This window comes from Luteimonas panaciterrae, from assembly GCF_020511115.1.
In the GTDB taxonomy this organism is placed as follows: Bacteria; Pseudomonadota; Gammaproteobacteria; order Xanthomonadales; family Xanthomonadaceae; genus Luteimonas; species Luteimonas panaciterrae.
In genome coordinates, this window is the sequence record NZ_JAJAVH010000019.1 from 1 (window position 1) to 17,569 (window position 17,569).

General features: G+C 65.9%; 20 protein-coding genes. 18 read left to right on the forward strand and 2 right to left on the reverse strand.

What is annotated here, in order from left to right; all coding sequences use genetic code 11:
• Positions 1-71: 71 nt before the first annotated feature.
• Both LG367_RS17240 and LG367_RS17245 read right to left on the reverse strand, forming a co-directional pair.
• Complete coding sequence (locus LG367_RS17240) at positions 72-644, reverse strand: Maf family protein (RefSeq protein ID WP_226470508.1); 573 nt, start codon at positions 642-644, stop codon at positions 72-74.
• 33 nt (positions 645-677) lie between these two features.
• Complete coding sequence (locus LG367_RS17245; RefSeq protein ID WP_226470509.1) at positions 678-1,049, reverse strand: hypothetical protein; 372 nt, start codon at positions 1,047-1,049, stop codon at positions 678-680.
• A 132-nt stretch (positions 1,050-1,181) separates the two neighbouring features.
• On the opposite strand from LG367_RS17245, the gene LG367_RS17250 reads away from it, so the two are divergent.
• From LG367_RS17250 to LG367_RS17335, 18 genes are all read left to right on the forward strand, one after another.
• A complete protein-coding gene (locus tag LG367_RS17250) occupies positions 1,182-1,691 on the forward strand; it encodes a YceD family protein (protein ID WP_226470510.1) in 510 nt (169 codons plus the stop codon).
• A 70-nt stretch (positions 1,692-1,761) separates the two neighbouring features.
• Positions 1,762-1,956 (forward strand): 50S ribosomal protein L32, encoded by a 195-nt coding sequence (gene rpmF, locus LG367_RS17255; protein ID WP_226470511.1) that lies wholly within the window; start codon positions 1,762-1,764, stop codon positions 1,954-1,956.
• 177 nt (positions 1,957-2,133) lie between these two features.
• Complete coding sequence (locus LG367_RS17260) at positions 2,134-3,132, forward strand: beta-ketoacyl-ACP synthase III (RefSeq protein WP_226470512.1); 999 nt, start codon at positions 2,134-2,136, stop codon at positions 3,130-3,132.
• Between the two features lie 64 nt (positions 3,133-3,196).
• Entirely contained in the window at positions 3,197-3,916 is a 720-nt protein-coding gene (locus LG367_RS17265; RefSeq protein WP_226470513.1) for a BUD32 family EKC/KEOPS complex subunit, read from the forward strand.
• A gap of 109 nt (positions 3,917-4,025) precedes the next feature.
• Positions 4,026-4,970, forward strand: coding sequence for an ACP S-malonyltransferase (fabD, locus tag LG367_RS17270; protein WP_226470514.1), 945 nt, complete (start codon positions 4,026-4,028; stop codon positions 4,968-4,970).
• The gene (locus LG367_RS17275; protein WP_226470515.1) at positions 4,970-5,164 is read left to right on the forward strand and encodes a DUF1737 domain-containing protein; all 195 of its coding nucleotides are present in this window, start codon (positions 4,970-4,972) and stop codon (positions 5,162-5,164) included. Before fabD ends, LG367_RS17275 begins: the two co-directional genes overlap by 1 nt.
• Before the next feature lie 23 nt (positions 5,165-5,187).
• The gene (fabG, locus tag LG367_RS17280; protein WP_226470516.1) at positions 5,188-5,931 is read left to right on the forward strand and encodes a 3-oxoacyl-ACP reductase FabG; all 744 of its coding nucleotides are present in this window, start codon (positions 5,188-5,190) and stop codon (positions 5,929-5,931) included.
• Between the two features lie 227 nt (positions 5,932-6,158).
• The gene (gene acpP / locus LG367_RS17285; protein ID WP_226470517.1) at positions 6,159-6,398 is read left to right on the forward strand and encodes an acyl carrier protein; all 240 of its coding nucleotides are present in this window, start codon (positions 6,159-6,161) and stop codon (positions 6,396-6,398) included.
• Between the two features lie 197 nt (positions 6,399-6,595).
• Entirely contained in the window at positions 6,596-7,831 is a 1,236-nt protein-coding gene (fabF, locus tag LG367_RS17290) for a beta-ketoacyl-ACP synthase II (protein ID WP_226470518.1), read from the forward strand.
• A gap of 152 nt (positions 7,832-7,983) precedes the next feature.
• Positions 7,984-9,354: an aminodeoxychorismate synthase component I gene (locus LG367_RS17295; protein ID WP_226470519.1), complete on the forward strand. Its 1,371-nt coding sequence runs from the start codon at positions 7,984-7,986 to the stop codon at positions 9,352-9,354.
• Between the two features lie 19 nt (positions 9,355-9,373).
• Positions 9,374-10,423 (forward strand): endolytic transglycosylase MltG, encoded by a 1,050-nt coding sequence (gene mltG / locus LG367_RS17300; protein ID WP_226470520.1) that lies wholly within the window; start codon positions 9,374-9,376, stop codon positions 10,421-10,423.
• A gap of 107 nt (positions 10,424-10,530) precedes the next feature.
• Positions 10,531-11,190 carry a dTMP kinase gene (gene tmk / locus LG367_RS17305; RefSeq protein WP_226470521.1) on the forward strand — a complete coding sequence of 220 codons (660 nt, stop codon included), beginning with the start codon at positions 10,531-10,533 and terminating at the stop codon, positions 11,188-11,190.
• Positions 11,169-12,110: a DNA polymerase III subunit delta' gene (locus LG367_RS17310; protein WP_264179972.1), complete on the forward strand. Its 942-nt coding sequence runs from the start codon at positions 11,169-11,171 to the stop codon at positions 12,108-12,110. Before tmk ends, LG367_RS17310 begins: the two co-directional genes overlap by 22 nt.
• A 127-nt stretch (positions 12,111-12,237) precedes the next feature.
• Entirely contained in the window at positions 12,238-12,594 is a 357-nt protein-coding gene (locus LG367_RS17315; protein ID WP_226470523.1) for a PilZ domain-containing protein, read from the forward strand.
• Between the two features lie 196 nt (positions 12,595-12,790).
• Positions 12,791-13,816, forward strand: a complete 1,026-nt coding sequence (locus LG367_RS17320; RefSeq protein WP_226470537.1) for a glucokinase — start codon at positions 12,791-12,793, stop codon at positions 13,814-13,816.
• Between the two features lie 139 nt (positions 13,817-13,955).
• Positions 13,956-15,437, forward strand: coding sequence for an alpha-L-fucosidase (locus LG367_RS17325; RefSeq protein WP_226470524.1), 1,482 nt, complete (start codon positions 13,956-13,958; stop codon positions 15,435-15,437).
• A gap of 37 nt (positions 15,438-15,474) precedes the next feature.
• Positions 15,475-16,488 carry a glycosylasparaginase gene (locus LG367_RS17330; RefSeq protein ID WP_226470525.1) on the forward strand — a complete coding sequence of 338 codons (1,014 nt, stop codon included), beginning with the start codon at positions 15,475-15,477 and terminating at the stop codon, positions 16,486-16,488.
• On the forward strand, positions 16,485-17,225 hold the full coding sequence (locus tag LG367_RS17335; protein WP_226470526.1) for a copper homeostasis protein CutC: 741 nt from the start codon (positions 16,485-16,487) through the stop codon (positions 17,223-17,225). Before LG367_RS17330 ends, LG367_RS17335 begins: the two co-directional genes overlap by 4 nt.
• Positions 17,226-17,569 lie beyond the last annotated feature (344 nt).

Sequence of the window (17,569 nt, forward strand, 5' to 3'; positions counted from 1 at the left end):
CCCCGTTAGGGGCGAAACGCTTTTGCTTTTTTTACAAATAAGCAGCGCAAACAACGCAACACGCGAACCAACTACGGCAACTGAAACCCCACATCCCGCAACAACCGCGCAGTCTCAATCAACGGCAACCCAATCAACCCAGTCGGATCCCGCGACTCGATCGCGGTGAACAACGTGATCCCCAACCCCTCCGACTTGAAGCTGCCCGCGCAATCGAAGGGTTGCTCGGCATCCACATAACGCTCGATCTCATCCGGCAGCAGAGGACGAAAGCGAACCAGGGTCGTGTCGAGGGAGGTGAGGATCGGTCCGTCCCAATGCGCGACCGCGACCGCGGTGTGGAAGGCGACGGTGCGCCCGGACATCGCGCTCAGCTGGGCGATGGCGCGTTCGCGGTGGCCCGGTTTGCCAAGCGGGTCGCCGTCGAGTTCGGCGATCTGGTCGGAACCCAGCACCCAGGCGTCGGGTTTGCGGGCGGCCACGGCGCCCGCCTTCATTGGCGCCAGGCGCTGGACCAGTTCGATCGGCGTTTCGCCGAGGAGGGGAGTTTCATCCACTTCCGGGCGGATGACTTCGAAAGGCAGGTTCAGGCGCGAGAGCAGGGCCTGGCGGTAGCGGGAGGTGGAGGCGAGGATCAGGTTCATTGGTCGGATCGTCCGTGTCTCTGGGGCGGGAGCCTAATGCAAGGACGCACGGGCGCGCTCGATCCGCCACAATTGCTGGTCGATGCGCTGGCGGGCGGCGTCGATCGATTCGCGGACCGAGCGTAATTGGTCGAGGGAGGCCTGACCGCCGTGCTGTTGCAGCCACAGGCGCTGGCGCAGCATTTCCTGCATGGCCTCGCGGACGGGGTCGCCGGTACCGCCGGCGGAGGCCTCGATTTCGGCCCGGGCGGCCCGGAGGCGGGCTTCCAGCTCGTCGGCGGCGTCCAGGAGCTGGCTCACGGCGTGCCTGCGGGCACCGGCGCGGCGGCGCAGCCATAGCGCGGCGACGAGCCCGGCCAGGGCGACGGCGGCTGCGGCGGCCATCGGGGCGAGGATCGGCGTCAAGGTGGGCTCCGGCGGGCAGGCAAGCAGTCTGCCGTGCCTCCGGACGGCGGGCAAATTCCCCCGCCACGACAAGGGTTTGCGGTCCCGGCGGGTTTGACAGCGGGTGGGGGTGCCTCTAACATTCTGCGGCTTATGTCCGCAGAAGTGCCCGAGATGCTCGATGCTTGGCGCATGGTCGCGGCCAGGCGCGGTTTCGAGGGCCGCCAGCCGTTGTCCTCGCTGCCGCGTTTGCGCGAGGCGTTGTTCGATGACGAAGGCGAGGTGACGTTCGCCCTCGATTTCGATCGCGACGCGCTGCAGGTCCCGTACGTGGAGTTGCGAATCGAAGCCGCGCTGCCGCTGCAATGCCAGCGCACGCTGCAGCGTTTCCTGCTTCCCGTGAGCATGGTGCAGCGGCTTGGCCTGATCCGTGACGAAGCGGACGAAGCCGCGCTGCCGCTAGGCTACGAGGCGCTGCTGGTCGCCGAGGACGGCATGCTGCACCCGCTCGAACTGATCGAGGACGAATTGATCCTCGCGGTTCCACTGGTGCCGGTGAAGCCGGGCTCGGAGACAGTCGAGCGCGACTGGCCGGTGCAGGCGGACGAGGAAACACGCGCCAATCCGTTCTCGGCCTTGGCGGCATTGAAGAAGAACCACTGAATCAAAGCAGTTGAAGCATCACGCAACCCCCAAGAATTCCGTTATCCCGATTTAAAGCTGGAGCAATCCCATGGCTGTGCAGAAGTCCCGCGTTTCCCCCTCCCGTCGTGGCCAGCGTCGTTCGCACGACGCGCTGACCGCCAAGCAGCTGTCGACCGACCCGACCTCGGGCGAGACCCATCTGCGCCATCACATCAGTGCCGACGGCTACTACCGCGGCAAGCAGGTGATTCAGCCGAAGACCAAGGTCATCGAAGAAGACTGAGCCCGGCTTCCGTCCCCGCGCCGCGCCGTTTCCGGTCCGCGGGGTTCCGCCGACATGAGTGCTTGAGAGCCAGACGCCGGAATCTTCCCGTCTTGCCGCGTCGTCGATGCGGCCCGATCGGTGAAGTCTCCGGCGCATGGCTTTTGAGACTTCCCGATGCAAGGGCAAGGTCTTCCGATGAGTGAGTCAGTTTCGAACAAGCGCGGCATCTACGCGCGCATCGCCGGCACCGGCAGCTACCTGCCGGAAAAAGTGCTGACCAACGACGATCTGGCGAAGATGGTCGACACCAGTGACGAGTGGATCGTCACCCGGACCGGCATCCGCGAGCGCCACATCGCCGCCGAAGGCGAAACCACCTGCGATCTGGCCTACCACGCCGCCGTGCGCGCGATGGAAGCGGCCGGTGTCAGTGCCGCCGATCTCGACATGATCGTCGTCGGCACCACCACGCCCGATCTGATCTTCCCGTCCACGGCCTGCCTGCTGCAGAACCGCATCGGCGCCAATGGCGTCGCCGCGTTTGACGTCAATGCCGCCTGCTCGGGTTTCGTCTACGCATTGGCGGTGGCCGACAAGTTCATCATTTCCGGCGCCGCGAAAACGGTGCTGGTGGTGGGCGCGGAAACGCTCACGCGCATGGTCGACTGGACCGAGCGCACTTCGTGCGTGCTGTTCGGCGACGGCGCCGGCGCGGTGGTGCTCAAGGCCGATACCGAAACCGGCATCCTCAGCACGCATCTGCATGCCGACGGCAGCAAGAAGGACCTGCTCTGGAATCCGGTCGGCGTCTCGACCGGTTTCAAGGAAAACGAGAAGAACGCCGGTTCGCGCATCAACATGAAGGGCAATGACGTCTTCAAGTACGCGGTGAAGGCGCTGGATGCGGTCGTCGATGAAACCCTGGCCGCCAACAATCTCGACAAGCACGATCTGGATTGGCTGATTCCGCATCAGGCCAACCTGCGCATCATCGAAGCCACCGCCAAGCGCCTGGACATGCCGATGGACCGCGTGGTGGTCACCGTCGACAAGCACGGCAACACTTCGTCCGGTTCGGTGCCGCTCGCGCTCGACGCGGGCATCCGTTCCGGCAAGATCCAGCGCGGCCAGCTGCTGCTGCTGGAAGCCTTCGGCGGCGGCTTCACCTGGGGATCGGCGCTGCTGCGCTATTGAGCGAAGCTCGATAGCGATTCCGGCATTCACGCACCGCGGAATGCCGGGCGAAGACGATTTCGTCATGTCCGTCCGCTCCACCGTCGTCGAAGGCCGCCGCGCCTGGATCAAGTCGTATTCCGACGGGGGCACCCGTCGGTTCAGTCTCGCGGTGCTCGACGCCATCGCCCGCAGGCTCGGGCTGAGCGCATTGCGCCCGCCCCCGCATCGCAGTGGCCGCAAGGCCAAGGACACCGAAGCACGACGTCTGCGCGAACTGCATGCGCAAGGCGCGCCCGTGCCGGCGTTGCTCGGCGAAGACGAAACAACGCTGCGGCTTGGCGATCTCGGCCCGTCATTGGCGATGAGGCTGCGCGAGGCGGGTGGCGATCACCAACGCGTGGACGCATTGACGCGCGCGGCCATCACCGCGATAGGGACTGCCCATCAGCGCGGCGCCTATTTCGGCCAGCCGGTGCCGCGCAACATCGCCGTCGACGAAGCGGGCAACATCGGCTTCCTCGATTTCGAGGAAGACCCGCTCGAAGTGATGACGCTCGAACAGGCGCAGGCACGCGACTGGGTGCTCTTCACGTTCGGCATCGCGCCGTATTACGACGATCGCCCGGATGCGCTGATCGGCATGCTCAATCAAGCTTTCCGTGAAGAACCCGTGGACGTCGGCCTGCATGCGCGCGCCGTCGGCGATCGCCTGCATTGGCTGGAGCGGCCGCTGCGCCGCCTCGGCCGCTCGGCGCGCGCGCTGGCGCATTCGATCTTCGCGATCCGCAGCGCGGCAACGTGACGCCCGCCTCACGCATACGCCCCGGTACAGACAGGGGCGCCGGTTCGCACGTATCATCGCCAGCCTCTTATCGCCCCTCTCATCGCTGCATCACGCAAGGAACAGGCGCTTGACCGCTCCCACGCTCGCATTCGTGTTCCCCGGCCAGGGCTCGCAGTCGCTGGCGATGCTGGCTGAATTGTCGGAACTGCACCCGATCGTCCGCGAAACGTTCGCGGAAGCGTCCGATGGCGCGGGCGTCGATCTCTGGGCCTTGTCGCAAGGCGGCCCGGAAGAGCAGCTCAACCGCACCGAATACACGCAGCCGGCGCTGCTCGCGGCCGGCGTCGCCGTCTGGCGTGCCTGGGAGCAGCAGCGCGGCCCGCGACCGGCCTGGTTGGCCGGCCACAGCCTCGGCGAATACTCCGCGCTCGTCGCCGCCGAAGCGCTGTCGCTGCGCGATGCCGCGCATCTGGTGCGCATCCGTGGACAGCTGATGCAGGAAGCCGCGCCCGCCGGCACCGGTGCGATGGCGGCGGTGATCGGCGCCGAGGACGAACTCGTGCGCGCGGTCTGCAACGAGGCTTCGGGCAGTGAAGTCGTGGTGCCCGCCAACTACAACTCGCCGGGCCAGATCGTGATCGGCGGCCATGCCGCCGCGGTCGATCGTGCGCTCGCGCTGCTCGCCGAGAAGGGCGTGCGCAAGGCGGTGAAGCTCGCCGTCAGCGTGCCGTCGCACACGCCGCTGATGCGCGAGGCCGCGAACCGCCTTTCCGAAACCATGGCCGGTTTGCAGTGGCGCGAACCGCGCCTGCCGGTCGTGCAGAACGTCGATGCCGAAGTGCACGAAGGCATCGCCTCGATCCGCGACGCGCTGGTGCGTCAGCTCTACCTGCCGGTGCGCTGGACCGATTGCGTGCAGGCGCTCGCCGCCAGGGGCGCGACGCGCGTGGCCGAATGCGGCCCGGGCAAGGTGCTCGCGGGCCTGATCAAGCGCATCGACAAATCGCTCGATACGCGCACGCTCGGCACGCCGGGCGAATTCGACACCGCCATTCAAGAGTGGAAGGGCTGATGAAGGAAAAGCCGGACGCTCTTCCCACCTATCGCTTGTTGACGGGGCCGGATGACGACAAGTTCTGCCAGCGCGTGAGCGAGATGCTGGAGATGGGATACGTATTGCACGGAAGCCCTGCCGCGACTTTCGACGGCACCAGGGTCATCGTTGCGCAAGCCGTGGTTTGGCCCGGCGCACGGACGATCGATTAATTGATTTTCCCGGAGTGTTTGAGATGAGTGGAATTCTTGCCAACGAAGTCGCCCTCGTCACCGGTGCCAGCCGTGGCATCGGTGCGGCGATCGCCGATGAACTCGCCGCGCAGGGCGCCACCGTCATCGGCACTGCGACCAGCGAGGCCGGCGCGCAAGCGATTGGCGCGCGCTTGCAGGCCGCTGGCGGGCAGGGCAGGGTGCTCAACGTCACCGAGCCGGAAGCGGTCGATGCGTTGATCGACGCCGTGGCCAAGGAGGTCGGCCCGATCTCGATTCTAGTCAACAACGCCGGCATCACCCGCGACAATTTGCTGATGCGGATGAAGGACGAGGACTGGCAGGTGATCCTCGACACCAATCTCACCAGCGTCTACCGCACCTCGAAAGCGGTGATGCGCGGCATGATGAAGGCGCGCAAGGGCCGCATCATCAACATCGCCTCGGTGGTGGGCGTGACCGGCAATGCCGGGCAGGCCAACTATGCCGCGGCCAAGGCCGGCATCATCGCGTTCTCGAAGTCGCTGGCGAAGGAGATCGGCTCGCGCGGCGTCACCGTCAACGTGGTTGCGCCCGGGTTCATCGCCACCGACATGACGAAGGACCTGCCGGAATCGGCTAAAGAGGCGCTTCTGGGCCAGATCGCGCTCGGTCATCTGGGTGAGCCGGCTGATATCGCGCATGCGGTCGCATTCCTTGCCGGGCCGGGTGGCGCGTACATCACGGGTGAAACCCTGCACGTTAACGGTGGCATGTACATGCCGTAAAAGTCGGTGCTAAGTTGCCGTTTTTAAAAGGGTTGTCGCGAATGCGTTTTTTGTTTCTGAAACATCACATTGCCGTCCCTGGCGCCACATCGTAGGCTCCGGGATGTCCTGCCCGGCCATCCGTGGCCGGGCGTTCGCTCAGGCAGCGCGGCATGCCGCGCTAGCTCGCCTGGGCTCACCCCCTTTACACTATTCCCTGAAACAGCCCCCTCCGGAGCCAACAGCCAATGAGCAGCATCGAAGAACGCGTCAAGAAAATCGTCGTCGAACAATTGGGCGTCAAGGAAGAAGAAGTGAGCAGCAGCGCTTCTTTCGTCGACGATCTCGGCGCCGACTCGCTGGATACCGTCGAGCTGGTGATGGCGCTCGAGGAAGAGTTCGAATGTGAAATCCCTGATGAGGAAGCCGAAAAGATCACTTCGGTGCAGCAGGCGATCGACTACATCAAGGCGCACGTCAAGGCGTAATGTTCAAGAGTCCGGCCTCCCACCGCGCTGACGGCGTGGTTCGATGGCCGGACTTTCCACGAAAAGCGACTTCATTCAGCGATTCGTGAAGCGATCGTTATGAAACAACCCGGGGCCGCGCATGCGGCCTCGGGCATTTTGAACGCCCACTCGCGGCAGCGCGGGTGGACGGGCGCAACAGGTCCTAGGAGTCCGCAATGTCCAAACGTCGCGTCGTCATCACCGGTCTCGGCATCGTCTCGCCGCTCGGCATCGACCTCGCATCGAGCTGGGACGGCATCGTCAACGGCCGCTCCGGCATCGGCCCGATCACGCATTTCGATGCTTCCGCCTTTCCCGTGCGCATCGCCGGCGAGGTGAAGGGGTTCGATCCGGCCGCCTATTTCGCGCCGAAGGACATCAAGAAGATGGATCCCTTCGTGCACTACGGCGTCGCCGCCTCGCTGATGGCGATCAAGGATGCTGGGCTGGAAATCTCCGCCGATCCGGAGCGCATCGGCGTGGCCATCGGCGCCGGCATCGGTGGCCTCAACGGCATCGAGGAAACCACGATCAAGTATCACGAGGGCGGCCCGCGCAAGATCTCGCCGTTCTACGTCCCCAGCACGATCATCAACATGATCGCGGGCCAGGTGTCGATCATGACCGGCGCCAAGGGCCCGAACATCGCCGCCGTCACCGCATGCACCACGGCCACGCACAACATCGGCCTGGCGATGCGCATGATCCAGTACGGCGAGGCCGACGTGATGATCGCCGGCGGCGCCGAGTTCGCCACCACGCCGACCTCGCTCGGCGGTTTCTGCGCGATGAAGGCGCTGTCCACGCGCAACGACGATCCGACCAAGGCCTCGCGTCCCTGGGACGAGGGCCGCGACGGCTTCGTCATGGGCGATGGCGCCGGCATCCTGGTGATCGAGGAATACGAACGCGCCAAGGCGCGCGGCGCGCGCATCTACGCCGAGCTGATCGGCTTCGGCATGAGCGGCGACGCGTATCACATGACCGCACCCAGCGAGAACGGCGAGGGCGGCGCGCGCTGCATGCGCAACGCGATCAAGGATGCCGGCCTCAATCCGTCGGACATCGGCTACATCAACGCGCACGGCACCTCTACGCCGGCGGGCGATCTCGCCGAGACGATGGGCATCAAGAGCGTGCTCGGCAGTGACGCGGCCAAGGTGATGGTCAGCTCCACCAAGTCGATGACCGGCCATCTGCTGGGCGCGGCCGGTGGTGTCGAGGCGGTGTTCTCGACGCTGGCGCTGCACACCGGCGTGATTCCGCCGACCATCAATCTGGAGAATCCGTCGGAAGGCTGCGATCTCGACTACGTGCCGAACACGGCGCGCGAGGTGCAGGTCGATATCGCCATGTCGAATTCGTTCGGTTTCGGCGGCACCAACGGCACGCTGATATTCAAGCGCATTTGATGTTCCCTTCTCCCTTTGGGAGAAGGTGGCGCGGAGCGCCGGATGAGGGCGGGAGAATCACTTGCCTGGGCACCCCGTGGGCCAGGATTCCCCCGCCCTCATCCGCCCCTGCGGGGCACCTTCTCCCGGAGGGAGAAGGATAAGAACCAGGCATGCTCGTTACTCGCACACTTTCCGCGGATGTGGATCTGCTGGCGCTGCATCGTGCAGATCCGCGGCGCTATCCGTTGCTGTTGCAATCCGTGGCCGACGGCCCCGCGCATGCGCGCTGGGACATGCTGCTGGCCGCGAGCGGTGAATCGTTGCGCACGACGAACGGCATCGTGCGTGATGGCGATGGCCGCGATCTAGGCAGCGACTTCCTCGCCGCACTCGATGCCGCCTGGCACGAGCAACGCCTGCCGCGCGAGGAGCCGCGTTGGCCGTTCCGCGGCGGATGGGCGCTGTTCCTCGCCTACGAACTCGCGGCGCAGGTGGAGCCCGTGCTGAAGCTGCCGCGGGCGCCCGGATCATTGCCGACCGCGCTGGCATTGCGTTGCCCGGCCGCCGTGCTGCGCGATCGCGCCACGGGCGAATGCATTGCCGTGGCGGAAACGCAGGCGGCGGGGATGCTCGATGCCATCGACGTCGATCTCTCGCGCTCGCGGTCGTTGCCGCCGCTGCCGTCGTGGCGGGAACCGCAAGAGATTTCCGAGGACGCGCCCGATGCGTTCGTGCATGGCGTCGAACGCATCCTTGATTACCTCGCCGCCGGCGACATCTTCCAGGCCAATCTGTCGCGCGGCTGGCGCGCGCGATTCGCCGACGCGCTCGATCCCGCGCGCCTGTACGCGCGCCTGCGCGAGGCCAATCCCGCGCCGTTCGCGGGCTTGTTCGCCGGTGACGACTGGGCCGTGGTCAGTGCCTCGCCGGAGCGCCTGGTGTCGGTGCGCGGCGATCTGGTGGAAACACGCCCGATCGCCGGCACGCGTCCGCGCTTCCCGGGCGACGACGACGCGGCGCGCATCCGCGAACTGGTCGGCCATCCCAAGGAGCGCGCCGAACACGTGATGCTGGTGGATCTGGAGCGCAACGATCTCGGCCGCGTCTGCGTCGGTGGCAGCGTCGAGGTCGACGAACTGATGAGCGTGGAGAGCTATGCCCACGTCCACCACATCGTCAGCAACGTGCGCGGACGTCTGCGCGCAGACGCGACGCCGGGCAGCGTGATCCGCGCCGTGTTCCCAGGCGGCACCATCACCGGTTGTCCCAAGGTGCGCTGCATGCAGATCATCGCCGAACTGGAAGGCGTCGGACGTGGCGCCTACACCGGTGCGATGGGCTGGCTCAACCGTGATGGCGATCTGGATTTGAATATCCTCATCCGCAGCGCGGAAGTGGAGGGCGCCGATCTGCGCTTCCGCACCGGCGCGGGCATCGTCGCCGATTCCGATCCGCAGCGTGAGCTCGACGAAACCCGCGCCAAGGCGCGCGGCATGCTGAAGGCGCTCGACTCCAACGCAGGGTATCCTCAGCGGCCATGACTGACGGAACTGTCCTGCCATGAGTCGGCTCAAGTCCGGGATCGGCATTTTCTTCGTGCTGTCGGCGCTGCTGGCCGGCGCGTTCGCGTTTTGGGCCTACGATCGCTACACGAAATTTGTGCAGGCGCCGCTCACCGGCATCGATGCCGGCGAAAGCCTGGTGGTCGAGCGCGGCGATACGTTGCCGCGCGTGCTCTCGCGCCTGCGCGCGCTGGGCGTGCGCGAGGGCCACAATCTCGAATGGCAATTGCTGGCGCGGCAGCTCGGCGCGGCCGGCAAGATTCAGGTCGGCGAATACGCGCTCGAAGCCGGCACCACCACGCCGCGTTCGCTGCTCGAGCGCATGCGTGACGGCAAGGTCATCAGCTATCGCTTCACCCTGGTGGAAGGCTGGAACATTCGCGAACTGCGCGCCGCGCTGGCGAAGGCGACGCCGCTGAAGCAGACCATCACACAGCTCGACGATGCCGCGCTGATGCGCGCGATCGGTAAGCCGGGCCTGCATCCGGAAGGCCGCTTCCTGCCGGAAACCTACGTCTACACGCGTCAGGACAGCGATCTCGACATTCTCAAACGGGCGAACGCGGACCTGGAAAAGGCGCTGGACGCCGCCTGGCAGGCACGCGCATCCGACGTGCCGCTGAAGACGAAGGAAGAAGCGCTGATCCTCGCTTCCATCGTCGAGAAGGAAACCGGCATCGCCAGTGAGCGGCCGCAGATCGCCGGCGTGTTCGCGCGGCGGTTGAAGCTCGGCATGCGCCTGCAGACCGATCCCACCGTGATCTACGGCATGGGCAGCGCCTACGCGGGCAACATCCGCAAGACCGACCTGCTCGCCGACACGCCCTACAACACCTACACCCGCGACGGCCTGCCGCCGACGCCGATCGCGATGCCGGGCAAGGACGCATTGTTCGCCGCGACCAAGCCGGCCGCGGGCGATGCGTTGTTCTTCGTCGCCGTCGGCGACGGCAGCGGCAGGCACGTGTTCACCCGGACGCTGGACGAGCACGCGGCCGCGGTGCGCGCCTATATCAACCGCTATCGCGCGCAGTACGGGCCGAAATGATGTCGCAGTCTCCAGACTTGCCGACGGATGCCGTTCATGGCGGTACATCGACGCACGATGAACCCCCGGCCCGGCCATCCATGGCCGGGCGTTCGGGACCACAGCCGATGCCGATAGGGCATCGGCAAAGCGTGGTCCCTCACCCACATTTCGTTTCGCTGGAAGGCGGCGAGGGTGCCGGCAAGACGACGGTGCTCAATGCGCTGCGTGCGACCTTGCGCGAACGCGGCTTTGAGGTGGTCAGCACGCGCGAGCCCGGCGGCACGCCGTTGGCGGAGATGATCCGCAATCTGTTGCTGGACCCGTCGCATGAGCCACCGGCGCCGGAAACCGAACTGCTGCTGATGTTCGCCGCGCGCGCGCAGCACGTGCGCGAGACGATCCGGCCGGCACTGGAACGCGGCGCCTGGGTGATCAGCGATCGCTTCACCGATTCCAGCTACGCATATCAAGGCGGCGGGCGCGGTCTCGATCCCGAGTTCATCGCCGATCTCGAACGCCGCGTCGTCGGGCTGCGGCCGGGGCTCACGTTGTTGCTGGACATCGACGTCGAGCAGGGCCGCGAGCGCACGCGCGGACGCGATCTGCATCCGGATCGCATCGAAAGCGAGCGCGACGAATTCTTCCAGCGCGTGCGCGCCACCTACCGCGCGCGCGCGGCCGCCGATCCGCAGCGTTTCCGCGTGATCGATGCGTCGCAGCCGGCGCAGGCCGTCGCCGATGAGGCCGTCGCGCAGCTGCGCGCATGGCTGGAGCGGCGGCCGTGACGGCACCTGTATTCGCGCCCTGGCAGCAGCGCGCCTACGAACAGGCCGAGGCCGCCCTCGACAGCGGACGCATGGGCCATGCGCTGCTGATCTGCGGACCGGCGCAGCTGGGCAAGCGCGCGCTGGCCGATCGGCTGGCGCATCACGCGCTCGGTGCCGATCGCGACACGCGCGCGGCGCAACTGCTGGCGGCCGGCACGCATCCGGATTTCCATGCCATCGGCCTGGAATTCAACAAGGAAGGCACGCGGCTGCGCACCGAGATCGTGATCGAGCAGATTCGCGATCTCTCCGCCAAGCTCGCGCTGACGCCGCAATACGGCGGCGCGCAGATCGCCATCGTCGATCCCGCCGACGCCATCAACCACGCCGCCTGCAACGCGTTGCTGAAAACGCTGGAAGAGCCGCACCCGGGACGCTATCTCTGGCTGATCAGCGCCGATCCCGCGCGCCTGCCGGCGACGATCCGCAGCCGCTGCCAGCGCCTCGAACTGCGCCTGCCGCCGCGCGAGGAAGCGCTGGCCTGGCTGCACGCGCAAGGGCATGCCGACAAGGCGGCCATCGAAGCGCTCGACGCCGCGCGCGGCCATCCCGGTCTTGCCGACGCCTGGTTGCGCGATGGCGGCATGGCGCTGCGGCGCGAGGTGGCCGGTGATCTCGCCAAGCTGGCGAAGGGTGATCTGGCCGTCGTCGAAACCGCGCAACGCTGGACCGCCGACGAGGACGCCGCGCTGCGCCTGCGCCACGCCGCCGATCTGGCGCTGGCCGAGGCGGGCGGCTTGACCGATCCGGTGCGAATGCGGAAGCTGGCCGCCTGGTTCGACGCGGCCAACCGCACCCGCGATCTTTTGCGGACGACAGTGCGCGCCGATCTTGCGGTGGTTGAGTTGCTGCTTGCGTGGGCGAGGGGCCGCGCCTAGCCGATGCCCTATCGGCATCGTCTGCGGACCTGAGCGCCCGGACAGGATGTCCGGGCCGGGCGATCCGTGAGCCGTCGATGTCGCGCCATGGATGGCAGCATAAAAGTAGAACGGAGTGGGGAAACTTATGAATGCAGCAGCGGGCGCGCGTCAGGGCATCCTGTCGCTGGTCGTGAAGGACAAGGCGGCGCTGTACGGCGCCTACATGCCGTATCTCAAGAACGGCGGCATCTTCGTGCCGACGACCAAGCGCTATTTCCTCGGTGACGAGGTGTTTCTGCTGATCACGCTGCCCGAATCGGGCGAGCGCATGCCCGTGGCGGGGAAGGTGGTGTGGGTGACGCCGGTCGGCGCGCAAGGTAACCGCACCGCGGGCGTCGGCGTGCAGTTCGCCGAGACCGCCGAAGGCGAGACCGTACGGACAAGGATTGAAACCCTGCTGGCCGGCATGCTGAGCGCGGACAAGCGCACACACACGATGTGATGGCTGCGGTCGGGTGACCGCAGTGGTTGCAGATGCAACGGCGAATCCATCGTCCGCGAATCAAATACTTACATGTTCGATTCATGCGTGCTCCATCGCGCTGATGGCGCGATTCGATCCCCGCGTCACGGAACCTTTGAACAAGTTGCGACGTTCCTGATTAGACTTGCGGCGCAGCAAGCTGACCTGGAGCACCATGGCTCATAGCGCCACCGTCATTTCCGCCACCCGCTCACCGGACGCGAAACCTTTCGTCGCCGCCGATGTCGGTGGCACCCACGCCCGTATCGCGCTGATGCGGGCCGAGACGCCCGGCAAGGTGGCGATGCTGGATTTCCGCCAGTACGCCTGTGCCGATTCCCCCGATCTGTCGGACATCGTGGCGCAGTTCCTGCGCGACTCCGGTGCGCGCGAAGCCGATCGTGCGGTCATCGCCATTGCCGGCGTTCTGCACGGCGACGAGTTGGTCAATACCAACCTGCCGTGGCCGGTCTCGTTGTCGCGGATGCGCCACGCGCTGTCGCTGCGTGACCTGCAACTGGTCAACGATTTCGAGGCGATGGCATACGCGACGCCGTACATCGATCCGGCCGAATCTGTGCGTCTGACCGGTCCCGCGACACCGCTGGCGCGCGGCGCGACATTGGTGATCGGCCCCGGCACGGGATTGGGTGCCGCCCTGTGGACGCCATCGCGCGGCGCGGGCGTGCCGCCGCAGGTGCTCGCGACCGAGGCGGGCCATGCGGCGCTGGCGCCGGGCAACGAACGCGAGCTGGCGATCGTGGGCCACTTCCTGAGGCGTTGGCCGCATGTCGACAACGAGCGTGCGCTGTCCGGTCCGGGACTGCTCAATCTCTACCGCTGCCTGTGCGAGCTGGATGCCGCGGTGCCGGCCCTGGCCAGTCCGGCCGAGGTCGCGCAGGCGGCGCAGAACGGCGCCGACATCCAGGCCGAGGAGGCACTGCAGATCTTCTGCGCCATGCTCGGCAGCCTGATCGGCGATCTGGTGCTGACCTTCGGCGCGCAGGCGGTCTATCTGGCCGGCGGCATGCCCGCGCACATCAAGCCGTTCCTGCTGCGCAGCCGCTTCGTCGAGCGCTATCTCAACAAGGGCGTGTTGCGCAGCGTGCTGGAACAGGTGCCGGTGTCGGTGATCGATCACGGCCGCTATGGCCTGCTCGGCGCGGCTGCTTGGTATCTCGATCGTGGAGAAAACGAATGACGATCACGCTTGCATTGCGCGCTGCGATTCGATGTGCCGTTTTTTCATGTGAGTGGATTTGGATCGATTAAACTCCGGCGATTTTCGTGATCGTTGAGTCGTTTGCGTATCGTTTCCGTTCAAGCTGGAGGGCGAGGAGATGGAGCGTCGTCGATTTCTGCAGATGAGTGGCGCCGCGGCGGCACTCGGGTTCGCACGACCGGGGCTTTGCGCGCCGGAGGCATCCACGGTACGGACGCGTCCGCGCCCGAGCGCCGCGCAGCTGGCGTGGCAGCGCGAAGAGCTGGCGATGTTCGTGCATCTCACCGTCAACACCTTCACTGGCAAGGAATGGGGGATGGGCGACGAGGATCCGAGCATCTTCGCGCCGGACCGGCTCGACGCGCGGCAGTGGGCGCGCGCGGCCAAAGCCGGCGGGTTCGGCAGCATGATCCTGACGGCCAAGCATCACGACGGCTTCTGCCTGTGGCCGACCGCGACCACGACGCATTCGGTCAAGAGCAGCCCGTGGCGCGACGGCAAGGGCGATGTGGTGCGTGAATTCGTCGACGCCTGTCATGCGGAAGGGCTCGGTGTCGGTTTTTATCTATCGCCCTGGGACCGTCACGAACCGCGCTACGGCAGTGGCGATGCGTACAACGAGTACTACATCGCGCAGCTGACCGAATTGCTGACGCAATACGGCCCGGTCATCGAAGTCTGGTTCGACGGCGCCAATGGCGAAGGCCCGAACGGCAAGCGCCAGACTTACGATTGGCCGCGCATCCACGCCACGGTCAGGCGCCTGCAACCCAGTGCGGTGATCTTCTCCGATGCGGGACCGGACGTGCGCTGGATCGGCAACGAGAAGGGCATCGCGGACACCATCTGCTGGTCGACGGTGAATCCGGCGCGCGTGCCGCACGCGGGTTTCGATCGTCCATGGGTGGCGCAGGCGCTCGGACAGGGCGATCCCGATGGCACGGTGTGGCGGCCAGGCGAATGCGACGTCTCGATCCGGCCCGGCTGGTTCTGGCACCCAGAAGAGGATGCGAAGGTGCGCAGTGCCGACAACCTCCTCGGCCTGTATTTCGATTCGGTAGGACGCAACGGCAAATTGCTACTCAACGTGCCGCCCACGCGCGACGGGCTGTTCCACGAGAACGATGTGCGCGCGTTGAAGGAGTTCGCGGACAAGCGCCGCGCGCTGTTCGGTGGCGGCAATCTCCTCTCGGGTGCGCGCGTGCGCGCCAGCGCGCAGGCGGGCGGGCATGCACCCGTGAGCGTGCTCGATGGCGATGCGGACTCTTACTGGGATGCGGATGGCAAGAATTCTGGCTGGCTCGAATTCGAATCTTCGCGAGAGATCGAATTCGACGTGATCGAGCTGCAGGAAGCGATCGCCCACGGCCAGAACATCGCGAATTACCGAATCGAACACTGGGCCGATGGCGCCTGGGCGCCATTGGCCTGGGGCACGACCATCGGCCACAAGAAGCTCGAACGCATCGAGCTGGTGCGCGCGCGCAAGCTGCGTCTGAGCATCGATTATGGTTATGGCCCGGTGCGGATCGCCAAGGTGGCGGTTTATCGGAGTGCGGCGCGATCAGTGTCGGGGCCGGCACCGAAAGCGGCACACTAAGCGTTTCCACGAAGCGACACTTCCCCGGACATTCGCCATGACGACCCGACGCCGTTTCCTCCAATCCTCGTTGCTGACGGCCGGTGCGCTGGCATTGCCCGGCGCGGGCGCGGCGCCCGTCAAGTCTGGCGCGAAAGTTGTGTCTACCTGGGATTTCGGCGTCGGCGCCAACGGTGCCGCATGGAAGGTGTTGTCGACTGGCGGTTCCGCGCTCGACGCGATCGAGGCGGGCGCACGCTGGGCCGAATCCGATCTGTGCAATGCCACGGTCGGCCATTGCGGCTATCCGGATCGCGATGGCGTGCTGACGCTCGACGCCAGCATCATGGACGGTGACGGCCGTTGCGGCGCCGTGGCCGCGCTCGAGGACATCGCACATCCGGTCTCGGTGGCGCGCGCCGTGATGGAGAAAACGCCGCACGTGATGCTGGTCGGGCAGGGCGCGCAGCAGTTCGCGATCGCGCAAGGTTTCGAGAAGACGCCGTTGCTCACCGATGATGCACGCAAGGCCTGGCGCGAATGGCTGAAGACGTCCGAATACAAACCCGTGATCAATGCCGAACGCGCGGGCCGTCCCGGCAGCAAGCCCGGCGACAAGCACAACCACGACACGCTCGGCATCCTCGCCATCGACAACAACGGCAAGCTGGCCGGCGCCTGCACCACCAGCGGCATGGCGTGGAAACTGCATGGCCGCGTTGGCGACAGTCCCATCGTCGGCGCGGGCCTGTACGTCGACAACGAAGTCGGCGCCGCGACGGCGTCCGGCGTGGGCGAGGAGATGATCCGCAACGCTGCCAGTTTTCTTGTCGTCGAGCTGATGCGCCAGGGCCGTTCGCCGATGGATGCCTGTCGCGAAGCGATCGAACGCGTGGTGCGCAAGCGGCCGGAGGCGAGCAAAAGCCTGCAGGTCTGTTTCCTCGCCTTGAACAAGCATGGCGAGGTCGGCGCTTTTGCATTGCATCGCGGCTTTGTCTATGCAATCTGCGATACGGCGAAGCAGGATGCCCTGCTTGACGCGAAGTCCGTCTACACGACGGCGCAGACATGAGCGCGACGCCGATGCCATTGCTCGAGATCGCGGCGAATTCGCTGGCTTCCGCAATCGCCGCGCAGGAAGGCGGCGCCGATCGCATCGAACTGTGCGAGAACCTGGGCGAAGGCGGCACCACGCCTTCGCACGGCACCGTGGCGATGGCGCGCGAACGTCTGCGTATTTCTGTCTACGTGCTGATCCGGCCGCGTGCCGGTGATTTCCTGTACGACGCATTGGAAGTTGAAACCATGCGTCGCGACATCGAACATTGCGCGCGCCTGGGATGCGACGGCGTCGTGATCGGTGCACTCGACGCGGACGGTGCCGTCGCCACATCGGTCTGCCGCGAATTGATCGACGCGGCCGGGACGATGCGAATCACCTTCCATCGTGCCTTCGATGCTGCGCGCGATCCGGTCGAGGCGCTGGAAGCGATCATCGCCCTGGGCTGCGAGCGTGTGTTGACTTCAGGCGCGCGTGCGAACGCTCGCGAAGGCGCCACCGCGATCGCCGCACATGTGGCGCAGGCGGGATCGCGTCTAAGCATCATGGCCGGAGCAGGGATCACACCGGACAACATCGCCGAGATCGCGCGCCTGACCGGCGTGTACGAATTGCATGCGTCCGCCAAGGGCACGCAGGCGTCCGCGATGCGATTCCGCAATCCGGCCTTGTCGGGTCTGGATGTCGATTGGATGCAGACCCAGGCGGCGCATGTGCGAGCCTTGAAGCAGGCGCTGCAGGCCAGCTGAGATAACGCCGACGCCTGCGCATCGTCGTCGCGTATGACAGGCGCCGGAATAAGCGACCTCACGCCCTGGGTTGCGCACTTTTGCGCATTCGATGCTAGAGGCGCGGAGACATACTGAACGTATTCACGATTGCATTCATATATAAAATATTGATTCAAAAATGATTTTTTGACCCGGCTATCCGTCCGGTGGCGTCTTGTTGCAACGCAGAATGCAAAGAAACCTTCACACAGGCCTAATTTAGATCGATTCAGGGGGTGGGTCGCAGACGGGGAGTCGGTCGGCGTTTCGGAACACGGGGGCGTGGGAATTCCGGAATTAGATCGAGACAAATTCTCGGACAT